Origin of the sequence: Achromobacter denitrificans NBRC 15125, from assembly GCF_001571365.1 — a bacterium.
Taxonomy (GTDB): Bacteria; Pseudomonadota; Gammaproteobacteria; order Burkholderiales; family Burkholderiaceae_B; genus Achromobacter; species Achromobacter denitrificans.
In genome coordinates, this window is the sequence record NZ_BCTQ01000060.1 from 1 (window position 1) to 18,572 (window position 18,572).

17 protein-coding genes and 1 pseudogene are annotated in these 18,572 nt (G+C 66.8%); 13 read left to right on the forward strand and 5 right to left on the reverse strand.

Annotated elements, in window-relative coordinates; all coding sequences use genetic code 11:
* The 4 genes and pseudogenes from ADE01S_RS31880 to ADE01S_RS29030 all read left to right on the forward strand — a co-directional run.
* A pseudogene (locus tag ADE01S_RS31880) lies at nt 1-204 on the forward strand (DEAD/DEAH box helicase); the annotation flags it as partial.
* 56 nt (nt 205-260) lie between these two features.
* A complete protein-coding gene (locus tag ADE01S_RS29020) occupies nt 261-890 on the forward strand; it encodes a LysE family translocator (protein ID WP_062685230.1) in 630 nt (209 codons plus the stop codon).
* A 109-nt stretch (nt 891-999) separates the two neighbouring features.
* Complete coding sequence (locus ADE01S_RS29025; protein WP_062685231.1) at nt 1,000-2,607, forward strand: peptide chain release factor 3; 1,608 nt, start codon at nt 1,000-1,002, stop codon at nt 2,605-2,607.
* A gap of 24 nt (nt 2,608-2,631) precedes the next feature.
* On the forward strand, nt 2,632-3,315 hold the full coding sequence (locus ADE01S_RS29030) for a hypothetical protein (RefSeq protein WP_172600274.1): 684 nt from the start codon (nt 2,632-2,634) through the stop codon (nt 3,313-3,315).
* Between the two features lie 79 nt (nt 3,316-3,394).
* On the opposite strand, the gene bfr is transcribed toward ADE01S_RS29030, so the two are convergent.
* Both bfr and ADE01S_RS29040 read right to left on the reverse strand, forming a co-directional pair.
* Nucleotides 3,395-3,871, reverse strand: coding sequence for a bacterioferritin (gene bfr / locus ADE01S_RS29035; RefSeq protein WP_062685233.1), 477 nt, complete (start codon nt 3,869-3,871; stop codon nt 3,395-3,397).
* Nucleotides 3,872-4,236: 365 nt separating this feature from the next.
* Complete coding sequence (locus ADE01S_RS29040; protein WP_062685254.1) at nt 4,237-5,142, reverse strand: DMT family transporter; 906 nt, start codon at nt 5,140-5,142, stop codon at nt 4,237-4,239.
* 138 nt (nt 5,143-5,280) lie between these two features.
* Here ADE01S_RS29040 and ADE01S_RS29045 point away from each other — a divergent pair, with 138 nt between their 5' ends.
* The gene (locus ADE01S_RS29045; RefSeq protein ID WP_062685234.1) at nt 5,281-6,138 is read left to right on the forward strand and encodes a LysR substrate-binding domain-containing protein; all 858 of its coding nucleotides are present in this window, start codon (nt 5,281-5,283) and stop codon (nt 6,136-6,138) included.
* A 32-nt stretch (nt 6,139-6,170) separates the two neighbouring features.
* Here the strand turns inward: ADE01S_RS29045 and ADE01S_RS29050 are convergent, their stop codons facing one another.
* Both ADE01S_RS29050 and rpoN read right to left on the reverse strand, forming a co-directional pair.
* Nucleotides 6,171-6,452, reverse strand: coding sequence for a (2Fe-2S)-binding protein (locus tag ADE01S_RS29050; protein WP_062685235.1), 282 nt, complete (start codon nt 6,450-6,452; stop codon nt 6,171-6,173).
* 121 nt (nt 6,453-6,573) lie between these two features.
* Entirely contained in the window at nt 6,574-8,001 is a 1,428-nt protein-coding gene (gene rpoN / locus ADE01S_RS29055; RefSeq protein WP_440890186.1) for an RNA polymerase factor sigma-54, read from the reverse strand.
* Between the two features lie 16 nt (nt 8,002-8,017).
* Here rpoN and ADE01S_RS29060 point away from each other — a divergent pair, with 16 nt between their 5' ends.
* A complete protein-coding gene (locus ADE01S_RS29060; protein ID WP_062685237.1) occupies nt 8,018-8,641 on the forward strand; it encodes a hypothetical protein in 624 nt (207 codons plus the stop codon).
* Nucleotides 8,642-9,055: 414 nt separating this feature from the next.
* Nucleotides 9,056-10,768 carry a 2-isopropylmalate synthase gene (gene leuA / locus ADE01S_RS29065; protein ID WP_062685238.1) on the forward strand — a complete coding sequence of 571 codons (1,713 nt, stop codon included), beginning with the start codon at nt 9,056-9,058 and terminating at the stop codon, nt 10,766-10,768.
* Between the two features lie 60 nt (nt 10,769-10,828).
* On the opposite strand, the gene ADE01S_RS29070 is transcribed toward leuA, so the two are convergent.
* On the reverse strand, nt 10,829-12,157 hold the full coding sequence (locus ADE01S_RS29070; protein ID WP_062685239.1) for an amidase: 1,329 nt from the start codon (nt 12,155-12,157) through the stop codon (nt 10,829-10,831).
* A 317-nt stretch (nt 12,158-12,474) separates the two neighbouring features.
* Between ADE01S_RS29070 and ADE01S_RS29075 the strand changes: the two genes are divergently transcribed.
* The 6 genes from ADE01S_RS29075 (at nt 12,475) to ADE01S_RS29100 (ending at nt 18,547) form a co-directional block, all read left to right on the forward strand.
* Nucleotides 12,475-13,506, forward strand: coding sequence for a substrate-binding domain-containing protein (locus tag ADE01S_RS29075; RefSeq protein WP_062685240.1), 1,032 nt, complete (start codon nt 12,475-12,477; stop codon nt 13,504-13,506).
* 49 nt (nt 13,507-13,555) lie between these two features.
* Nucleotides 13,556-14,353, forward strand: a complete 798-nt coding sequence (locus tag ADE01S_RS29080; protein ID WP_062685241.1) for a phosphodiesterase — start codon at nt 13,556-13,558, stop codon at nt 14,351-14,353.
* A 121-nt stretch (nt 14,354-14,474) separates the two neighbouring features.
* Nucleotides 14,475-15,530, forward strand: a complete 1,056-nt coding sequence (locus ADE01S_RS29085) for an ABC transporter ATP-binding protein (protein ID WP_062685242.1) — start codon at nt 14,475-14,477, stop codon at nt 15,528-15,530.
* A 33-nt stretch (nt 15,531-15,563) separates the two neighbouring features.
* The gene (locus tag ADE01S_RS29090) at nt 15,564-16,859 is read left to right on the forward strand and encodes an ABC transporter substrate-binding protein (RefSeq protein ID WP_062685243.1); all 1,296 of its coding nucleotides are present in this window, start codon (nt 15,564-15,566) and stop codon (nt 16,857-16,859) included.
* A 15-nt stretch (nt 16,860-16,874) separates the two neighbouring features.
* On the forward strand, nt 16,875-17,750 hold the full coding sequence (locus tag ADE01S_RS29095) for a carbohydrate ABC transporter permease (RefSeq protein ID WP_062685244.1): 876 nt from the start codon (nt 16,875-16,877) through the stop codon (nt 17,748-17,750).
* Entirely contained in the window at nt 17,747-18,547 is an 801-nt protein-coding gene (locus tag ADE01S_RS29100; RefSeq protein WP_062685245.1) for a carbohydrate ABC transporter permease, read from the forward strand. Before ADE01S_RS29095 ends, ADE01S_RS29100 begins: the two co-directional genes overlap by 4 nt.
* The last annotated feature ends 25 nt before the right edge of the window (nt 18,548-18,572 follow it).

The following is an 18,572-nucleotide window of genomic DNA, read 5'->3' on the forward strand; positions in this document are numbered from 1 at the left end:
GCGCCGGCTCGCGCCGGCGGCGAAGGCCGCGCCAGCCATGGCCCGCGCGACGGCAAGCCCGCCGACCGTCCCTCCCACGCCGGCCGCGGCGAAAGCCGTCCGCAGCAGAACCATCGTCGTCCGGAGGGCTCGGCCCGCCCGGCCGGCAATGGCGGTTCGGGGCGCCCTTCGGGCGCGCCGCGCGCCGCGCTGCTGAGCAAGTAATGTCGAGCAAGTAATATCACCGGCTGCCCCAGAACTGCGATCCACGGACCCGCACCATGCCCTTATCCACCTGGTTGACGTTTTTCCTGGCCTCCTGGGCCATTTCGTTCTCGCCCGGCGCGGGCGCGATCTCGGCCATGTCCTCCGGGCTGAAGTACGGGTTCTCGCGCGGCTACTGGAACACGGCCGGCCTGATCCTGGGCATCCTGTTCCAGTTCGTCGTCGTGGCCGTGGGCCTGGGCGCGGTGCTGGCCACCTCGGAAATGGCCTTCAACGTGGTCAAGTACCTGGGCGTGGCCTACCTGATCTACCTCGGCGTGCGCCAGATCCGCACGGACGCGGCGCCGGTCACGGTCGATGCCGGCGATCCCAAGCGCGCATCGATCCGCGACCTGGTGCTGCGCGGCTTCCTGATCAACACCATGAACCCCAAGGGCACGGTGTTCCTGCTGGCGGTGGTGCCGCAATTTGTGGACCCGGCGCTGCCGCTGACGGCGCAATACGCGGCCCTGGCCGGCACGCTGGCGTTCACCGACCTGGTGGCCATGGGCGTGTACACGCTGCTGGCGGCGCGCGTGCTGCGCATGCTGCGCGACGCGAAGCACATCCGCTGGATGAACCGGACCTTCGGTTCGCTGTTCATCCTGGCGGGCGTCTTCCTGGCGTCGTTCCGCCGCCATTCCTGAATCCCTCGCGCGGGGCATGCGCCGGCAACGGCGCATGCCCCGCGCGCTTTCGTGCCCGATACCGGACCGCGCCGGGCGAAGAAACGGCGTTGAGTAAAATCCCCCGATCATGAACATCACCCAAGAAGTTGCGCGGCGTCGCACGTTCGCCATCATTTCCCACCCCGACGCGGGCAAGACGACGCTGACCGAAAAGCTGCTGCTGTTCGCAGGCGCGATCCAGATCGCCGGCAGCGTCAAGGCGCGCAAGGCCTCGCGCCACGCGTCCTCCGACTGGATGGAAATCGAAAAGCAGCGCGGCATTTCCGTGGCGTCCTCCGTGATGCAGATGGAATACCGCGATTGCGTCATCAACCTGCTGGACACCCCGGGCCACCAGGACTTCTCCGAAGACACCTACCGCGTGCTGACGGCGGTTGATGCCGCGCTGATGGTGATCGATGCCGCCAACGGCGTCGAACCCCAGACCATCCGCCTGCTGCAGGTCTGCCGCGCGCGCAACACGCCCATCATCACGTTCATCAACAAGATGGACCGCGAAGTGCGCGAACCGCTGGAGCTGCTGTCCGAGATCGAAGGCCACCTGGGCATGGACGCGGTGCCGTTCTCCTGGCCGGTCGGGATGGGCAAGGCGTTCGGCGGCGTGTTCGACATCCGCCGCGACCGCATGCGCGTGTTCCGTCCCGGGCAGGAGCGCCGCGCGGACAGCGACGACTTCATCGAAGGCCTGAACAACCCCGAGATCGGCCGGCGCTTCGGCGCGGCATTCGAACAGGCCAGCGGCGAGATCGAGCTCATCAACGAAGCCGCGCCCGCCTTCGACCGCGACCAGTTCCTGGCCGGCAAGCAGACGCCCGTCTTCTTCGGCTCGGCCATCAACAACTTCGGCGTGCAGGAAGTGCTGGACGCGCTGGTCGAGCAGGCGCCGCCTCCGGGCCCGCGCATGGCCCTGCAACGCGAGGTGCAGCCCGAAGAGCCCAAGTTCACCGGCGTGGTGTTCAAGGTGCAGGCCAACATGGACCCGGCGCACCGCGACCGCGTCGCCTTCGTGCGCGTCAGCTCGGGCCGCTTCGAGCGCGGCATGCGCCTGAAGGTCGCCCGCACCAACAAGGAAATGCGCCCCAACAACGTCGTGTCATTCCTGTCGCAGCGACGCGAACTCCTGGACGAGGCCTATGCCGGCGACGTGATCGGCATCCCCAACCACGGCGTGCTGCAACTGGGCGACGTGCTGACCGAAGGCGAGACCCTGCAGTTCACCGGCCTGCCGTTCTTCGCCCCCGAACTGTTCCAGGCCGTGGAAGTGAAGGACCCGCTGCGCACGAAGCAGTTGCGCACCGGCCTCACCCAGCTGGGCGAGGAAGGGGCCATCCAGGTGTTCCGCCCCGAGGCCGCCGGCGGCTCGCTGCTGCTCGGCGCGGTCGGCCAGCTGCAGTTCGAAGTGGTCGCGCACCGCCTCAAGACGGAGTACGGCGTGGACGCCCGGATGCTGCCTTCCCGCTACACAATGGCACGTTGGATTACGTCTGAAAACCCCAAGGCTCTGCGAAAGTTCATGGATGCCAATGCCGCCCATATCGCCTATGATGTTGTGGATGCGGCGGCGTTTTTGATCGGTTCTCCCGCGCAATTGCGCGTTGCCGAAGAACTGTATCCCGATGTGAAATTCCATGCCATGCGGGAGCACGGCGGCAAGGTTTTCGGAGACAAAGCGTAGGCCCCTTGGGGTCCCGCAAGGCAGATGAGGGTAGCAATGTCTTGGCGTTTCTTATTCGCAACGCTCCTGGTCGCGCTGGGAGCGTCCGCCTGGGGCGGCATTCAATTGGGTGATTGGCTGGTGGCGCATGCGCCCACCGCCGCGCCTGCACCTGGCCAGGACACGGCGGCCTCGCAGCAGCCCGTGCTGGACGCCAATGGCCGCCCCTACGTGGCGCAGCCTCCCCAGCCCCGCATCGACGGCACGCTGGGCGTTCCGGACAAGCCGGCCGACCGGGAATGGCAGGTCAATACCGTGTCGCTGTTCGACAGCGTGAGCGATCCCAACGTGAAGATCTCGCGCGAGCGCATCAGCCCCGAGCAGGCCCGCGAAATCGCGGCGGCCTCGCACGTGCCGCTGCCCTCGGGCACCTCGGACGTCAGCACGCTGGACCTGCAGGCGCCCGGCACCTCCTCCGCCGTCAACGGCGGCCAGGCGCAGGCCGGCGGCTACGGCACGCCGCAGATGGTGCAGGCGCCTCCGCCTCCGCCCAACACCGCGCAGGCGCCCGGCGCCCTGGGCTGGCAAGACGCCCTCAAGCGCGAGCTCGCGCAATGCGCCACCCAGGGTTTCTTCGAACGCCCGTCCTGCTCCTGGGCCGCGCGCAACAAGTATTGCGGACCCAACCGCGCCTGGGGCACCATGGCCGAATGCCCGGCCCGCCCATGATCGCCCGGCCGCGAGGCCCGCGTCCAACCAAAGAAAATGGCGCCCCGCGGGGCGCCATTTTTTTATCGCCAGCCGGCGATTACTCGGGCACGGACATCTGGCTTTGCAGGTAGTTCTGGAGCCCGACCTTGTCGATCAGGTCGATCTGCGTTTCGAGGTAGTCGATGTGCTCTTCGGTGTCGTCCAGGATGTCCTGGAACAGATCGCGCGAAACGTAGTCGCGAACCGATTCGCAATGCGCGATCGCGTCCTTGACGGTGACTTGGGCGGCTTGTTCGAGCTTCAGGTCACAGGCCAGCAATTCCGGCACGTCTTCGCCGATCAGCAGCTTGTGCAGGTCTTGCAGGTTGGGCAGGCCGTCCAGCATGAAGATGCGTTCGATCAGGCGATCGGCATGCTTCATTTCGCCAATGGATTCCTCGTACTCGTGCTTGCCCAGCTTGTCGAACCCCCAGTGGTTCAACATGCGCGCATGCAGGAAATATTGGTTGATGGCCGTCAGCTCGTTGGTCAGTTGCTTGTTCAGAAACTGGATGACGGTTTTGTCGCCTTTCATGATGGACTCCTTGCAGTCAGGCGCGACGCGAATGCATCGCGACAAAGGAGCGCACGATGCCGCGCGTACGCAACCCCGGCAGACTACCATCTGGCGCGGGCCCGCGCCTAGTCTTGCGCTGCATTTGGTAAACCGCTTTAGGAGCGCTACAAGAAAGCGATAGGCTAATGAGAATGAGTATGCATGCTTGATGCCTTGCGCATGCGAGGCAGCGTTCATGCGACTTGCCCGGCGGTCGGGCGACGGAATCCGTCGCGCCATGCCGCCGGCCTCGGCGCCGATCCGGCCCCTTGCTTCGCGGATCGCGCGCGTCGGCCGCGCATGCCCTCTCGTTGCAGATCGGCAACTGCCGCTGCAAGGCCGCGCTATGCGGTCCGCCGAGTGGCAAGCCAGATGCCGAACGCGATCGGCACGATGCCCAGCAGGTCCAGCCACGACACTGCTTCGCCCAGCACCAGCCAGCCGAACAGCAAGCCCAGCGGCGGCATCAGGAAATGCAGCGCGCTGGCCGACGTGGCGCTGGCGCGGCCGAGGATCATGAACCACAGGTAGTAGCCGCCCATCGATACCGCCACGATCATGTAGGCCATGCTCCAGAACAGGCTGGCCGTCATGCGCGCGTCGCCCAGGCTTTCGTTCGCCAACGCGAAAGGCAGCAGGGCGACCGCGCCGGCCAGCGACTGTATGCCGGTCGAGGTCCACAGGCCCGAGCTCGGCTTCAGGCGCTTGTAGAGCAGCGTGCCGGCCACCAGCGCCACCAGGCCGCCGGTCACGAGCAGTGTGCCGTGCAGGTCTTCCTGCATGCCCGACAGCCGCGAACGCAGCACCAGCGCCACGCCCGCCAATCCCAGGCACAGGCCGACCAGCTTGCGCCAGCCCAGGCGTTCGCCCAGCACGGGGTCGGCAAGCACGCCGATAAGCAGCGGATTGGTGCTGATCAGCACGGCCGTAAAGGCCGACGACACCGTGGTCATGCCGGACCAGCTCAGGCCCAGGTACAGGCTGTTGTTCAGCACGCCCAGCAGCACGAGCGCGGCCAGGTCCCGGCCGGCCGGCAGCTTCCAGCGGCCGCTGGCCGCCGCCAGGGCCAGCATCAGCGCGCCCGCGATCAGGAAGCGGATGGTCAGCAGGGTCAGCGGCGGGCAGTCCCGCACCGCGATCTTGGCCGCCGCGAAGGCCGAGCTCCAGAGCAGGCAGAACGCCGCGATCGGCGCCCAGCTGATGCCGGGCCGGGCATCGGCGGGCAGGGCATCGGAAGACAGGGTCGACATGGCCTTCATGGGGATTCCGGTACGGGACGGGTGAGCCGCGGGCGCGGCGGATGAGGGGATTCTGCGCGGCGGCCGACCCATTGACAAACTCTTTATTCAGATCGAGAGTATTTGAAAATCAAATGCATGAGGTGAGCCATGCTCGATCTCGATCTTCTGCACAGTTTCGTGTCCGTGGTGGACGCCGGCGGCTTCACCGCGGCCGGCGAACGGGTGCACCGCAGCCAGTCCACCGTCAGCCAGCAGATCCGCAAGCTGGAGGAGTCGCTGGACTGCGCCCTGTTCGTCCGCGAAGGCCGCCAGGTCTCACTGACCGAGGACGGCGAGCGCCTGCTGGGCTACGCCCGGCGGATGCTGGCGCTGTCCACGGAAGTGCGGGAAGCCGTCAGCGGACGCAAGCGCGTGGACGTGATCCGGCTGGGCATTCCCGACGATTTCGCGGCTGACACGCTGACCGCCGTGGTGTCGGCCTTCGCGCGCTCGCATCCCGACGTCCGGCTGTCGGTGCGGTGCGACCTGACCGCCGCGCTCACGCGCGGCCTGGAACGCGGCGACCTGGACGTCGCCCTCGTCAAACGCGAGCCGGGCGCGGGCCGCGCGCTGGCCGCCTGGCCGGAAAACCTGCACTGGATCGCCAGCCCCGCGCTGGACCTGGCGGCGTCGGGGCCGGTGCCCCTGGTGGCGTTTCCGCAAGGCTGCATCTACCGCAACCGCGCGATCCATGCGCTGGAAGCCGCGGGCAAGCATTGGCGCATCGCGTACGAAAGCCCGAACCTGCTGGGTCTGCAGGCGGCATTGGCGGGAGGATTGGGGGTCGCGCTGCTGGAAAAGCGCTGCATCGGACCGGGCCACCGGGTCATCGACGCGGCGCTGCCGGCGGTGCCGCCGACCGAACTGGCGCTATGCGTGATCGACACGGCGAGCGCGCCGGTGCGCCGCTTGGCGGGGGCTATCCAGGAGTTTTGCGAAGAGGAAACGACACGGCTCGCCGCATGACAGGCAGCGAGCCGGAAGAGGAAGCCAACCGTTCAGGCCGTGGCGACGAGCGGAATCGGGAAGCTGCTGTTGGCAGCAGGCGTGCCCGACTCGACCATGGTGGCCGGAGGATTGACCGGAACGGCAATCGAGCGCACGTCGCACACGCTGGAGCAGCGGCCGCCCGGCAGGTATTCGGCGGCGGTGGCCGCGCAGCAGCCGCAGCACGTGGCTACGCCCAGCTCGAATTGCAGGTCGGAAAGCGTCGTCGCGCCGCCGTCCACGCTGGCGCGGACTTGGCGTTCGGTGATGGCATTACATACGCAAATGTACATGAGAATAATTATCGAAAATTATTCAATAACTGGCAAGCCCTCGCGCCAAATAAATTTGCAACCGAAGTGTCACGCAAGTCCTTGAAATAAGGGACGAATTTGAACGTGCCCGTCCCTTATTTCAGCGGGCGCCGGCCTGCGCCTTGCGCAGCGCGGCCGGGGCAATTCGCAGCGCTTCGCGGTACTTTGCCACCGTCCGGCGGGCGATGACTATCCCCTGATCGGCCAGCTTTTGCATGATCTGGCTGTCCGACAGCGGCTTGGCGCGGTTCTCTTCCGCCACCATCTGGCGGATGAACGTTTGCACGGCGGTGGCCGAGGTGGCGTCCCCGCCCTCGGTGGACACGCCGGTGCCGAAGAAGCGCTTGAGCTCCAGGGTGCCGAACGGAGTGAGCATGTACTTCTGCGTTGTGGCCCGTGAAATCGTGGATTCATGCAAGCCCAGCTCGCCCGCGATGTCCTTCAGGATGAGCGGCCGCATGGCCGCCGGCCCCTGGCTGAAGAAGGCCGTCTGGTGTTCCACGATGGCCTGGGCCACGCGCAGGATGGTGTCGAAGCGCTGCTCCACGTTGCGGATCATCCAGCGCGCCTGCTGCAGCTGCGACTGCAGGCCGGCGTGCGCGGATTCCTTCTGGTTGCCCAGCATCTGGGCATACAGCCCGTTGATCTGAAGCCGGGGCACGGCGGCGCTGTTCAGCGTGGCCTGCCAGCCGCGGCGGGTCTTGCGCACGATGACGTCGGGCACCGCGTAGTCGGCGGCGGGCACGGTCCAGGCCCGCCCCGGCCGGGGCTCCAGGCGCAGGATCAGGGCATGGGCCGCCCGGAAGGTCGGTTCGTCGCAGCCCACGGCGGCGCACAGCCGGGCGGTATTGCCGGTGGCCAGCAGGGACAGGTGCTCGGCGCAGATGCGGCGCGCACAGGCCAGGACCGCGCCGTCCGCGGCCTCGGGCAGGCGCGAGAGGTCGGGGTTGCGCAGTTGCAACAGCAGGCATTCGGCCATGTCGCGCGCGCCGATGCCGGCCGGATCGAACGACTGCAGCAGGGACAGGGCCGCCTTCAGTTCGTCGAGGTCCGGCTCCATTTCGTCCGGCAGCCAGCCCAGGATCTCCTCCAGCGGCGATCCCAGGTAGCCGTTCTCGTCCAGTTCGTCGATCAGCAGGCCCGCCAGGGCCACGTCGCGGGGTTCCGCCCGCGTCAGCACCAGTTGGCCCAACAGATGCTCGCGCAGCGTGTCCGGCCGCGCCGCCTCGGGCAGGGAGGAATCGTCGTCCGGGTACACGCCGCCGGACCCGGGCATTTCCTCGGCCGGCGTCTCGCGTTCGAGGGGCGGCTCGTCGTCCTGCACGGAGGACTCGCGCTCGGAATCGGCGTGCTCCTCGGTCGACTGGGGCTCGTCGTCCCGTTCCAGCAACGGGTTTTCCGCGAGCACCTGCGAAATCTCGGCCTCAAGGTCGAGCGTGGACAGCTGCAACAATCGGATCGATTGCTGCAGCTGTGGCGTCAGCGTCAAATGCTGGCCAGGTCGCAGTTCTAAAATTGGACGGGTCATAGGTACAATATTTTGCATGATGAATCTGACTTCGCCCGCAAGCGTCCGCCAGGACTGCCGCCTTATTGGCCAGACCCTGCTCAAACTGGCGCTTCCCCGACTCGTTGTGCGCGCGATCGTCATCGCCGTCGCCCTGGTGATCTGGTACCTGGCCGCCCAGTGGATACTGGATTTCGGCCGCGGCATGAACTACGACTTCCTGCATTCCCTGGGCCAGCCCACCATGGACATGGTGCAGAAGGTCAATCCCTACCTCTGGTGGGCCGTCGCCGCCATCTGGTCCCTGATCGTGTTCTTCACGGTCCGCGCCTGGCTGGCCGCCAGCCTCGCCTCGGGCAGCGCCACGCCGATCGGCACCGACGTGCTGGCCGACCTGGCCCCCAACCTGTCCGAAGAGTCCCTGGGCGTGCTGCGCTGGACCTGGGGCGACCGCCAGGAACCCTTCACGGTGGGCGACCTGCGCCGCGCCCTGTCTGAAATCCGCCACAACCGGATCGGCAAGATCGCGATGGTGGCCGACCAGGCCCGGATCCTCGACGGCGCCGCCGGCAACCCGCCCCGCGAACCCCGCGACGACATCCGCCGCGAGCCTCGCGGCGAACAACGCTACGTCGAACCGCGCATCGGCCCCGCCCGCTGATCGCCTCCCCCTCGAAACAGGCCGCCCCATGGGCGGCTTTTTTTATTGCGAGCCGCGACGTGGGGGGTGGCAAATTTCCATTTGCGCTTCCGTCAAAAGTATGTTTGACTAGCAACCTATGGCCGCTTACCGCACCTCCCTCGCGATTGCCACCGGACGCTCCGCCGCTCCGGTTGCCGGCCTGCGCGCTCGCATCTCCTCCGTCGCGCTATCGCTATACCTACCGATCGGTTGCCGGGCCTAGTGTCCCCGTGGTAGCTCGGCAGCCACGCTTGCCACACGCGATTTTTCCCTTTTTTCACTGAATCCTGCCGGTCAAAGTCCGGCAAACCCAGGCACAAGGCCGCCATCCGGCCGCGATGCCGCCGAGAGCAGTATTCCCGGGATTCAAAAGAAACCGATCGAGGTGTAGTCATGATGCTTGCCAACCCCGCCACCAAATACGTCCCTTTCTCGCCCTTCGCCCGCGACTTCGCCGAGCGCACCTGGCCCAGCCGGCGCATTACCGAAGCGCCGATCTGGATGAGCACGGACCTGCGTGACGGCAACCAGGCCCTGATCGAACCCATGAGCGTCGAGCGCAAGCTCCGCTTCTTCGAACAGTTGGTGAAGATCGGCTTCAAGGAAATCGAAGTCGGCTTCCCCTCCGCCTCACAGACCGATTTCGACTTCGTCCGCAAGCTGATCGACGAAAAGCGCATCCCGGACGACGTGACCATCATCGTCCTGACGCAATCGCGCGAAGACCTGATCAGCCGCACCGTGGAATCCGCCGCGGGCGCCAAGCAAGCCATCGTCCACTTGTACAACGCCTGCGCGCCGGCGTTCCGCAAGGTCGTGTTCAACATGAGCAAGGACGAGATCAAGAACATCGCCACCACCGGCACGCGCCTGGTGAAGCAGTACATGGCCCAGCACCCCGAAACCAAGTGGCGCTACCAGTACTCCCCGGAAGTCTTCAGCACGACCGAACCCGAATTCGCGCTGGAAGTCTCCAACGCCGTGGCCGACGTCTGGGAGCCCACGCCGGACTGCAAGATGGTGTTGAACCTGCCCGCCACCATCGAGGCCACCACGCCGAACATGTACGCCGACCAGATCGAGTGGATGCACAAGAACCTGGCCCGCCGCGACAGCATCGTGTTGAGCGTGCACCCGCATAACGACCGCGGCACCGCCGTGGCCGCCGCCGAATTCGCCATCATGGCCGGCGCCGACCGCATCGAAGGCTGCCTGTTCGGCAGCGGCGAGCGCACCGGCAACGTCGACCTCGTCACCCTGGCCTTGAACCTCTACACCCAGGGCGTGCACCCGGGCCTGGACTTCTCGGACATCGACGAAGTGCGCCGCTGCGCCGAATACTGCAACCAGTTGCCCGTGCACCCGCGCCATCCCTACGCCGGCGACCTGGTCTTCACCGCGTTCTCGGGCTCGCACCAGGACGCCATCAAGAAGGGCTTCGCGCAGCAGAAGGCCGATGCCGTCTGGGAAGTGCCGTATCTCCCGATCGACCCCGCCGATCTCGGCCGCAGCTACGACGCCGTGATCCGCGTGAACAGCCAGTCGGGCAAGGGCGGCGTGTCGTACCTGCTCGAACAGGAACACGGCCTGGTCTTGCCGCGCCGCCTGCAGATCGAATTCAGCCGCGCCATCCAGCGCGTCACCGACGAAACCGGCCGCGAAGTCACGGCCGACGACGTGCACACGATCTTCAACCGCGAATACCTCGAACAGAAAGCGCCGTGGAAGCTGGTGCGCCACCGCATCGACGGCAACCCGTCGGCCGGCGAAGGCCAGCACTTCAGCATCGAGGCCGAACTGGAATACAACGGCGAACGCCGCATCGTGACCGGCAAGGGCGATGGCGCCATCTCGGCCTTCGTGGCCGCGCTGGACGTGCCCGTGCGCATCATGGACTACCACGAGCACGCCATCGGCACCGGCACCGACACCCGCGCCGCCTCCTACGTGGAACTGCGCGTGGGCGATTCCAGCACGGGCTTCGGCGTGGGCATCGACCGCGACATCGTGACGGCCTCGTTCCAGGCCGTCCTGAGCGCCGTGAACCGTCACATCAATGCGGCTGACGTAGCCGCCGCCGAGCAAGAAACTGCCGAGACCGCGTGATCCGCAACCCGGCATAAAAAGGCCCGCCTTATCCGGCGGGCCTTTTCATTTACGGCGCGCTCAACCGCGAGGCCACATGTCGGACGCGCCGATGTCCGGCGCGTTGGCGGCCAGCAGGCGCTGATGGACCCAGGCGGCGATGGCGAGCGTGGCGTGGTCGCTGTAGCGCTTGCCGACCAGTTGCAGCCCCACCGGCAATCCCTGGGGACCGGTGGCGAAAGGCAGGTTCAGGCAAGGCAGGCCGAACAGGGTCCAGGCGCGCGAGAACTGCGGGTCGCCCGTGCCCAGGTCGGCAAACGGCGCCTCGCCGGCGGCGCTGGGCGCCAGCAGCACGTCGTATTTGTCGAACCATGCGTCCACCCGCGCGCGGGATTCCGCGGCGCGGGCCAGGTTCTTCAGGTGCTCTTCGGCCGTGATGCGCGCGCCCGCATCCAGGATGGCCTGGATCTTGGAGCTGAGCTGCGCCGCGTGTTCCAGGCGTTCGTAGGCCAGCGACTGCGAGGCCTCGAACGCCATGATGTCCGAATGCAGCTGCACCAATACGCAGTGCTCGGGCGGCAGCGGCACTTCTTCCACCACGGCGCCGGCCCGCGACAGGATGGCCGCCGCCTGCGCGAAGGCCTCCTTGGTTTCCGCCTGGGCGTGGCGCCATTGCAGACTGCGGTACATGCCGACGCGGGGCTTGCCGTCGTAGGCCAGTTCCAGCATGCGCGGATCGCGCATCAGGACCGACGCGAACAGCGCCACGTCCGGCACCGAGCGCGCGAAGCCCCCGACCGTATCCAGCGATTCGGCCAGGCTTTTCACGCCGGCGCGGGGAATGCCGCCGAACGTGGGCTTGAAGCCCACGATGCCGCAATAGGAGGCCGGACGGATGATCGAGCCCGCGGTTTGCGAACCCAGCGCGAACGGCACCATCTCGTCGGCCACCGCGGCCGCCGACCCGCTGGACGAGCCGCCAGGCGTGTAGGCCTCGTTGCGCGGATTGCGCGTGGGGCCGGCCTGGTAGGTGGCGAATTCGGTGGTCACCGTCTTGCCGACAACCACCGCGCCCGAGCCGCGGCACAGCGCCACCGAGGCGGCATCCAGCCCCGGGCGGTGGCGCTCGTAGATGGGCGAGCCGTAGCGGGTGGGCAGATCGTCGGTGTCGAACAGGTCCTTGACGCCGATGGGCAGGCCGTGCAGCGGGCCGCGCAGGGCGCCGCGGTCGAGCTCCTGGGCCCGGTCCAGCGCAGCCTGCTTCTGCAGGGCGGTCCAGGCATGCACGGTGTTCTCGCGCTGCTCGATACGCGCGAAACAGGCACGCACCAGCTGCTCCGCGGTTAATTCTCGCCGTTGCAGCTTGCGCGCGGCTTCCAGCGCGCCAAGTCTGTTCAAGGCAGTAGACATGGTCCTTTCCTCTTTACCGGCGCCGCGCATCACGCGCGGCGGCTGAACTACGCACCCGGTCCCCTTGACCGAGGGTCTGCCCGATTCCGCGTGGCGATGCCTCGCCAGACGTTCGGGACGGACCGACTTCTGCCATTGTTCACGCCGCGTCAATTAGGAAAAACACGGAAAACGCCGCATTTCCCCGCATCGATCGCGCGTCGCGCCTAGGCTTTGTTGTTGCGTCGCCCCCAGCATAGCGCAAACCCGTGCAACACAAAGGTCATATTTGTCTAGTATCATGAAATCGTTTTCACGGATCCGGCAGCAATATCGCCATGGCCTCGCGCACGTCGCCCCGCTTTTCCATCATCGAAGTGGCTCGCAAGGCCGGGGTGTCGCCGGCCACGGTGTCGCGCGCGTTCAACCAGCCCGACATCGTCCATCCCGACACGCTCGCCCACATCCGCAACGTCGCCAAGCGCGCGGGCTTCCGGCCCAACCGCGTGGGCCGCAGCCTGCGCTCGGGCAGCACGCGCACCATCGGGCTCATCCTGCCCACGCTGTCCAACCCCGTGTTCGCCGAGTGCTTCGAAGGCGCCGAGCGCCGCGCGCGCGAGTCCGGCTACAGCGTCATGCTGACCGCCACCGGCTACGATCCCGCGGTGGAATCGGCCGCCGTGCAGGGCCTGATGGATCATCAGGTCGACGGCCTCATCCTGACCGTCGCCGACGTGGCCAAGAGCGCCACGCTGGACGACCTGGACAGCGCCGGCATTCCCTACGTGCTGGTCTACAACGAATCGGCCGCCCATCCCTATGCCTCGGTGGACAACCGCGCGGCAGCCAGCGACATGGTCGCGCACCTGGCCGCGCTGGGCCACCGCCGCATCGCGCTGGTGACCGGCCCGCTGACCGCGTCCGACCGCGCGCGCCGCCGCCTGACGGGCGCCCGCGCCTGCGCCAAGCGGCTGGGCCTGGACGCCATCCAGCACATCTCCATGAGCTCGCACACCGGCAGCGACCTCGACGCCCTCAAAGCCGCGCTGCGCGGCAAGCAGGCGCCCACCGCCCTGTTCTGCTCGAACGACCTGCTGGCCACCGCGGTGATCGCGGATCTCGTGGGCCTGGGGCTGTCCGTGCCCGCCGACATTTCGGTGTGCGGATTCGACGGCATGCGCTTCGGCGCCTTGCTGACGCCGCCCCTGACCACCGTGGCGCAACCCAGCGACGGCATCGGCGTGGCGGCCTGCTCGAACTTGCTGGCGCAGATCCACGGCCACGCGCCGCAATCGGACCGCCTGCCGCACTGCATTGTCGTCGGCGGCACGGCGGCGCCGGTCCGCCGCAAGACCTCCAACGCCGCATGACCGGGCGCGGCCCGGCTCCGACCCTCAACCTCTTCCTTATCCACGCGCCATGCTCATCGCACAGATTACCGACCTGCACATGCGCACCCCGGGCGACAAGGCCTACGGCATCATCGATCCCGCCGCCTTCCTGGCCCCGGCCGTGCGCGCGCTCAATGCCCTGACGCCGCGGCCCGATTGCGTGCTCATCACGGGCGACCTGACGGACCTGGGCAAGCCCCGGGAATACCAGGCGCTGCGCGAGCACCTGGAACCGCTCGAAATCCCGTACTTCCTGCTGCCCGGCAACCACGACGACCGCGCGCAGTTGCGCGCGGCCTTTCCCGAACACGGCTACCTGCAAGGCGAAGGGCCCTTCATCCAGTACGCGGTCGAGACCTATCCGCTGCGGATGCTGGCGCTCGATACCGTGGTGCCGATGAAGAGCCACGGCGAACTGTGCCAGGACAGGCTGGACTGGCTGGCCGCGCGCCTGGCCGAACAGCCGGAACGGCCTGCGCTGGTGCTGATGCACCATCCGCCCTTCCTCACCGGCATCGAACACATGGACGCCATCGGTCTGCTGGCCGGCGCGCCCGAACTGGAACGCATCGTGGCGCGCTTCCCGAACGTGCAACGCGTGCTTTGCGGCCATCTGCATCGCACGATTTTCCAGCGCTTCGGCGGCACGATCGCCTCCACCTGTCCGGGCACCGCGCACCAGCTCGCCCTGGAGCTGGGGCCGCGTCCGACCTTGCAATACATCATGGAGCCGCCGGGCTACCAGCTGCATTGGTGGCATGGCGGCAACCTCGTCACGCATCACGCCGTCATTGGGGAATACCCCGGCCCATATCCATTTGCCTAGGCTCAACCGCTAGACTACCGGACCTCGCCTTGCCATATATCCGTCATGTTTGCGCTGCACAATGAAAAGGTTTTCATATCAGGCAACAATGCGGATCTAACTATTAGATCTTCGAGACAGCATGTCATCCATCGTTCTGGATAACCTCACCAAACAGTACGGCGGCGCGGCCGCGATCCATGGCGTGAGCTTTTCGGTTCCCGCCGGCAGCTTCACGGTCCTGCTGGGTCCGTCGGGCTGCGGGAAATCCACCACCCTGCGCATGATCGCGGGGCTCGACACGCCCACCTCGGGCAGCATCCACATCGGCGACCGCGACGTCACCCAGCTTCCGCCCGCCAAGCGCCGCATCTCCATGGTGTTCCAGTCGTATGCGCTGTTTCCGCACCTGTCGGTGCGCGAGAACATCCTGTTCGGCCTGAAGGTGCGCAAGGAGCCGGCGCGCGACTACGACCGCCGCCTCCAGCGCGTGGCCGGCCTGCTGGGCCTGGGCCACCTGCTGGACCGCAAGCCCTCGCAGCTGTCGGGCGGGCAGCAGCAGCGCGTGGCGCTGGGCCGCGCCGTCATCTCGGAAGCGCCGGTCTGCCTGATGGACGAACCCCTGTCCAACCTCGACGCGCAGCTGCGCCATGAAATGCGCCGCGAAATCCGCGCGCTGCAGCAGGACCTGGGCATCACGATGGTCTACGTGACGCACGACCAGACCGAGGCCATGAGCATGGCCGACCAGGTGGTGCTGCTGCGCGGCGGCCAGATCGAACAGCACGACACGCCCGACGGCCTGTACGCGCGCCCGGCCAGCGAATTCGCGGCCCGCTTCATCGGCACGCCCCCCATGAACCTGATCGGCCTGACGACGCGCGGCGGCGCCACGGTCATCGCCGGCGCCGACGGCCCCGCCATCGCGAACGCGCCTGCCGGCGCCGTGAAGCTGGGCGTGCGGCCGGAGCACATCCGCATCGACGGCGACGGCATCGCCGCCACCGTGGAAAGCGTCGAGTACTTCGGCGCGGACTCCATCGTGGTGTGCCGCGTCGGCGACACCAGCGGCGTGGCAGTGCGCGTGGGCGGACACCTGCGCGCGCGCGCCGGCGAAGCCCTGCGCCTGTCCTGGCCGGACGGACAGCAGCATTTCTTTGCCGCCGATTCGGCGGTCATCGACATCGACGGGCGCTAGAGGGCGCCCATTCCACGGATAAGGAAACGCAACATGCGACGCATCGTACTGAAGACCCTGGCCGCCAGCCTGGCCGCCGCCTGCCTTTCGCTGCCTGTCCAGGCGCAGAACAAGCCCGTCGAGGTGGAGTTCTACTATCCGGTCGCCGTCGGCGGCCCCATCACCAAGATCGTCGACGACATGGTGGCGGATTTCCAGAAGGAAAATCCCAATATCAAGATCAAGCCGATCTACGCCGGCTCCTACCAGGATTCGATCGCCAAGGCGCTCACCGCGCTCAAGGGCGGCACCCCGCCGCAGCTGGCCGTGCTGCTGTCGACCGACATGTTCACGCTGATCGACGAAGACGCCATCGTCCCGATCGACGGCCTGGCCAAGACCGACGCCGACAAGAAGTGGCTGAGCGGCTTCTATGACGCCTTCATGCAGAATAGCCGCACCGGCGGCCACACCTGGGGCGTGCCGTTCCAGCGCTCGACCATCGTCATGTACTACAACAAGGACCTGTTCAAGGCCGCGGGGCTGGATCCCGAGCGCGCGCCCGCGACCTGGGCCGAGCTGGTCGAGTACGGCAAGAAGCTGACCAAGCAGGACGCCTCCGGCAATACGACGCAATGGGGCATCGAGATCCCCTCCGGCGGCGCGTTCGCCTACTGGCTGTTCCAGGCGCTCACCACGCCGAACGACGCCATCCTCATGAACGAGGCCGGCAACGAGGTCTACCTGGACAAGCCCGCGGTGGTCGAAGCCGCGCAGTTCTGGCGCGACCTGTCGGCCAAGCACAAGATCATGCCGACCGGCACGATCGACTGGGGCACCACGCCCAAGGACTTCCTGGAAAAGAAGGCCGCCATCGTGTGGACCACGACCGGCAACCTGACCAACATCCGCAAGAATGCCGACTTCCCGTTCGGCGTCGCCATGATGCCGAAGCAGAAGCGCGGCGGCAGCCCGACCGGCGGCGGCAACTTCTACATCTTCAAGAGCGGCACGCCGGAACAGCAGCAGGCCGCGCTGAAGTTCGCGCAATGGGTCACCACGCCCGAGCGCGCCGCCGACTGGAGCATCGCCACGGGCTACGTGGCCGTGACCCCGGCCGCATGGCAGACCGAGAAGATGAAGAAGTACGCGCAGGAAGTGCCGGCCGCGGCCGTGGCGCGCGACCAGCTGGAAGTCAGCGTGGCGGAATTCTCCACGCATGAGAACCAGCGCGTCACCAAGACCCTGAACGACGCCCTGCAGGCGGCGCTGACCGGTTCCAAGACGCCGCAACAGGCCCTGACCGACGCGCAACGCGAGGCCGATCGCATTCTGCGTCCCTACAAGTAATAGGCACTTGGCACGATGAGTCGTTCTTTAAACGCGCTTTATGGCTGGCTGCTTCTGCTGCCAGCCATCGTGCTGCTCGCCGCGTTCACGCACTACCCGGCGCTGGCGACCCTTTGGCACAGCTTTTTCTCGACGCCGAAGGGCGCTCGCCCCGCGCGCTTCGTGGGGCTGGATAACTACGCGGTCATGCGCGACGATCCGGTGTTCTGGCAGTCGCTGTGGAACAACCTGTGGTTCGCGCTGGGCACGATTCCCACGTCCATCGGCATCGCGCTGATCATGGCGCTGTGGGTCAATCGCAACCTGCGCGGACGCGGTTTCCTGCGCATGGCGTATTTCACGCCGACGGTGCTGCCCATGGTGGCGGTGGCCAACATCTGGCTGTTCTTCTACACGCCGCAGTACGGCCTGATCGCGCAGGTGATGCAGCTGTTCGGCTCGCCCGGACCGAACTGGCTGGGCAACCGCGAGACCGCGCTGCCCGCGCTGATGCTCGTAACGGTATGGAAGGAAGCCGGCTTCTTCATGATCTTCTACCTGGCCGCCTTGCAGACGGTTTCGCCGTCCTTGCGCGAAGCCGCGATGCTGGAGGGCGCGTCGCGCTGGCAGTATTTCCGCCGCATCCTCTGGCCGCTGCTGATGCCCACCACGCTTTTCGTGCTGATCAACGCCCTGATCAACGCGTTCCGCCTGGTGGACCACGTGGTGGTCATGACCCGGGGCGGGCCCGACAACGCCAGCACGCTGCTGCTGTATTACATCTACCAGGTGGGTTTCAGTTTCTGGGACACGGCTTATGCCGCCACGCTGACCGTCGTGTTGCTGGTGGTGCTGGCGCTGACCGCGCTGGTCAAGTTCCGCTGGCTGGACCGCAGGACGCACTATCAATGAAAGACAAGCTCGATACCCTGGGCGCCTGGGCGCTCGGCCTGCTGTGGATCCTGCCCCTGGCATATGCCATGTGGGCGGCGTTCCATCCGCCGGCCTATGCGACCCGCTTCGACCTGTTCGCGCCGCTCACGCTCGACAACTTCGTGCGCGCCTGGCACGCGGCGCCGTTCCCGCGCTATTTCCTCAACACCTTCCTGCTGGTCACCATGGTGCTGGCCGCGCAACTGGTGCTGTCGACCCTGGCCGGCTACGCCTTCGCGCGCTTCGAGTTCCGCGGCCGCGACTTCGTCTTCATGCTGGTGCTGCTGCAGCTGATGATCATGCCGGACGTGCTGCTGGTGGAGAACTACCGTTCGATGAGCCAGCTGGGCATCCGCGACACGGTGTTCGCCATCGGGCTGCCGTATTTCGCCTCGGCCTTCGGCATCTTCCTCTTGCGCCAGACCTTCAAGACCGTGCCGCGCGAGCTGGAAGAGGCCGCCCGAATGGAGGGCGCCAACGCGCTGCAGATCCTGTGGAAGGTGTACGTGCCGCTGGCCAAGCCGATCTACGTGGCCTACGGGCTGGTGTCCGTCAGCCACCACTGGAACAACTTCCTGTGGCCGCTGATCATCACCAACTCGGTGGAGTCGCGCCCGCTGACGGTGGGGCTTCAGGTGTTTTCGTCCACCGACCAGGGCATCGACTGGTCGGTGATCACGGCGGCCACGCTGATGTCGGCCGCGCCGCTGCTGATTGCCTTCCTGCTGTTCCAGCGGCAGTTCGTGCAGTCGTTCATGCGCGCCGGAATTCGGTAGCCCACCCCCTGTGGGTGCGTGGGTT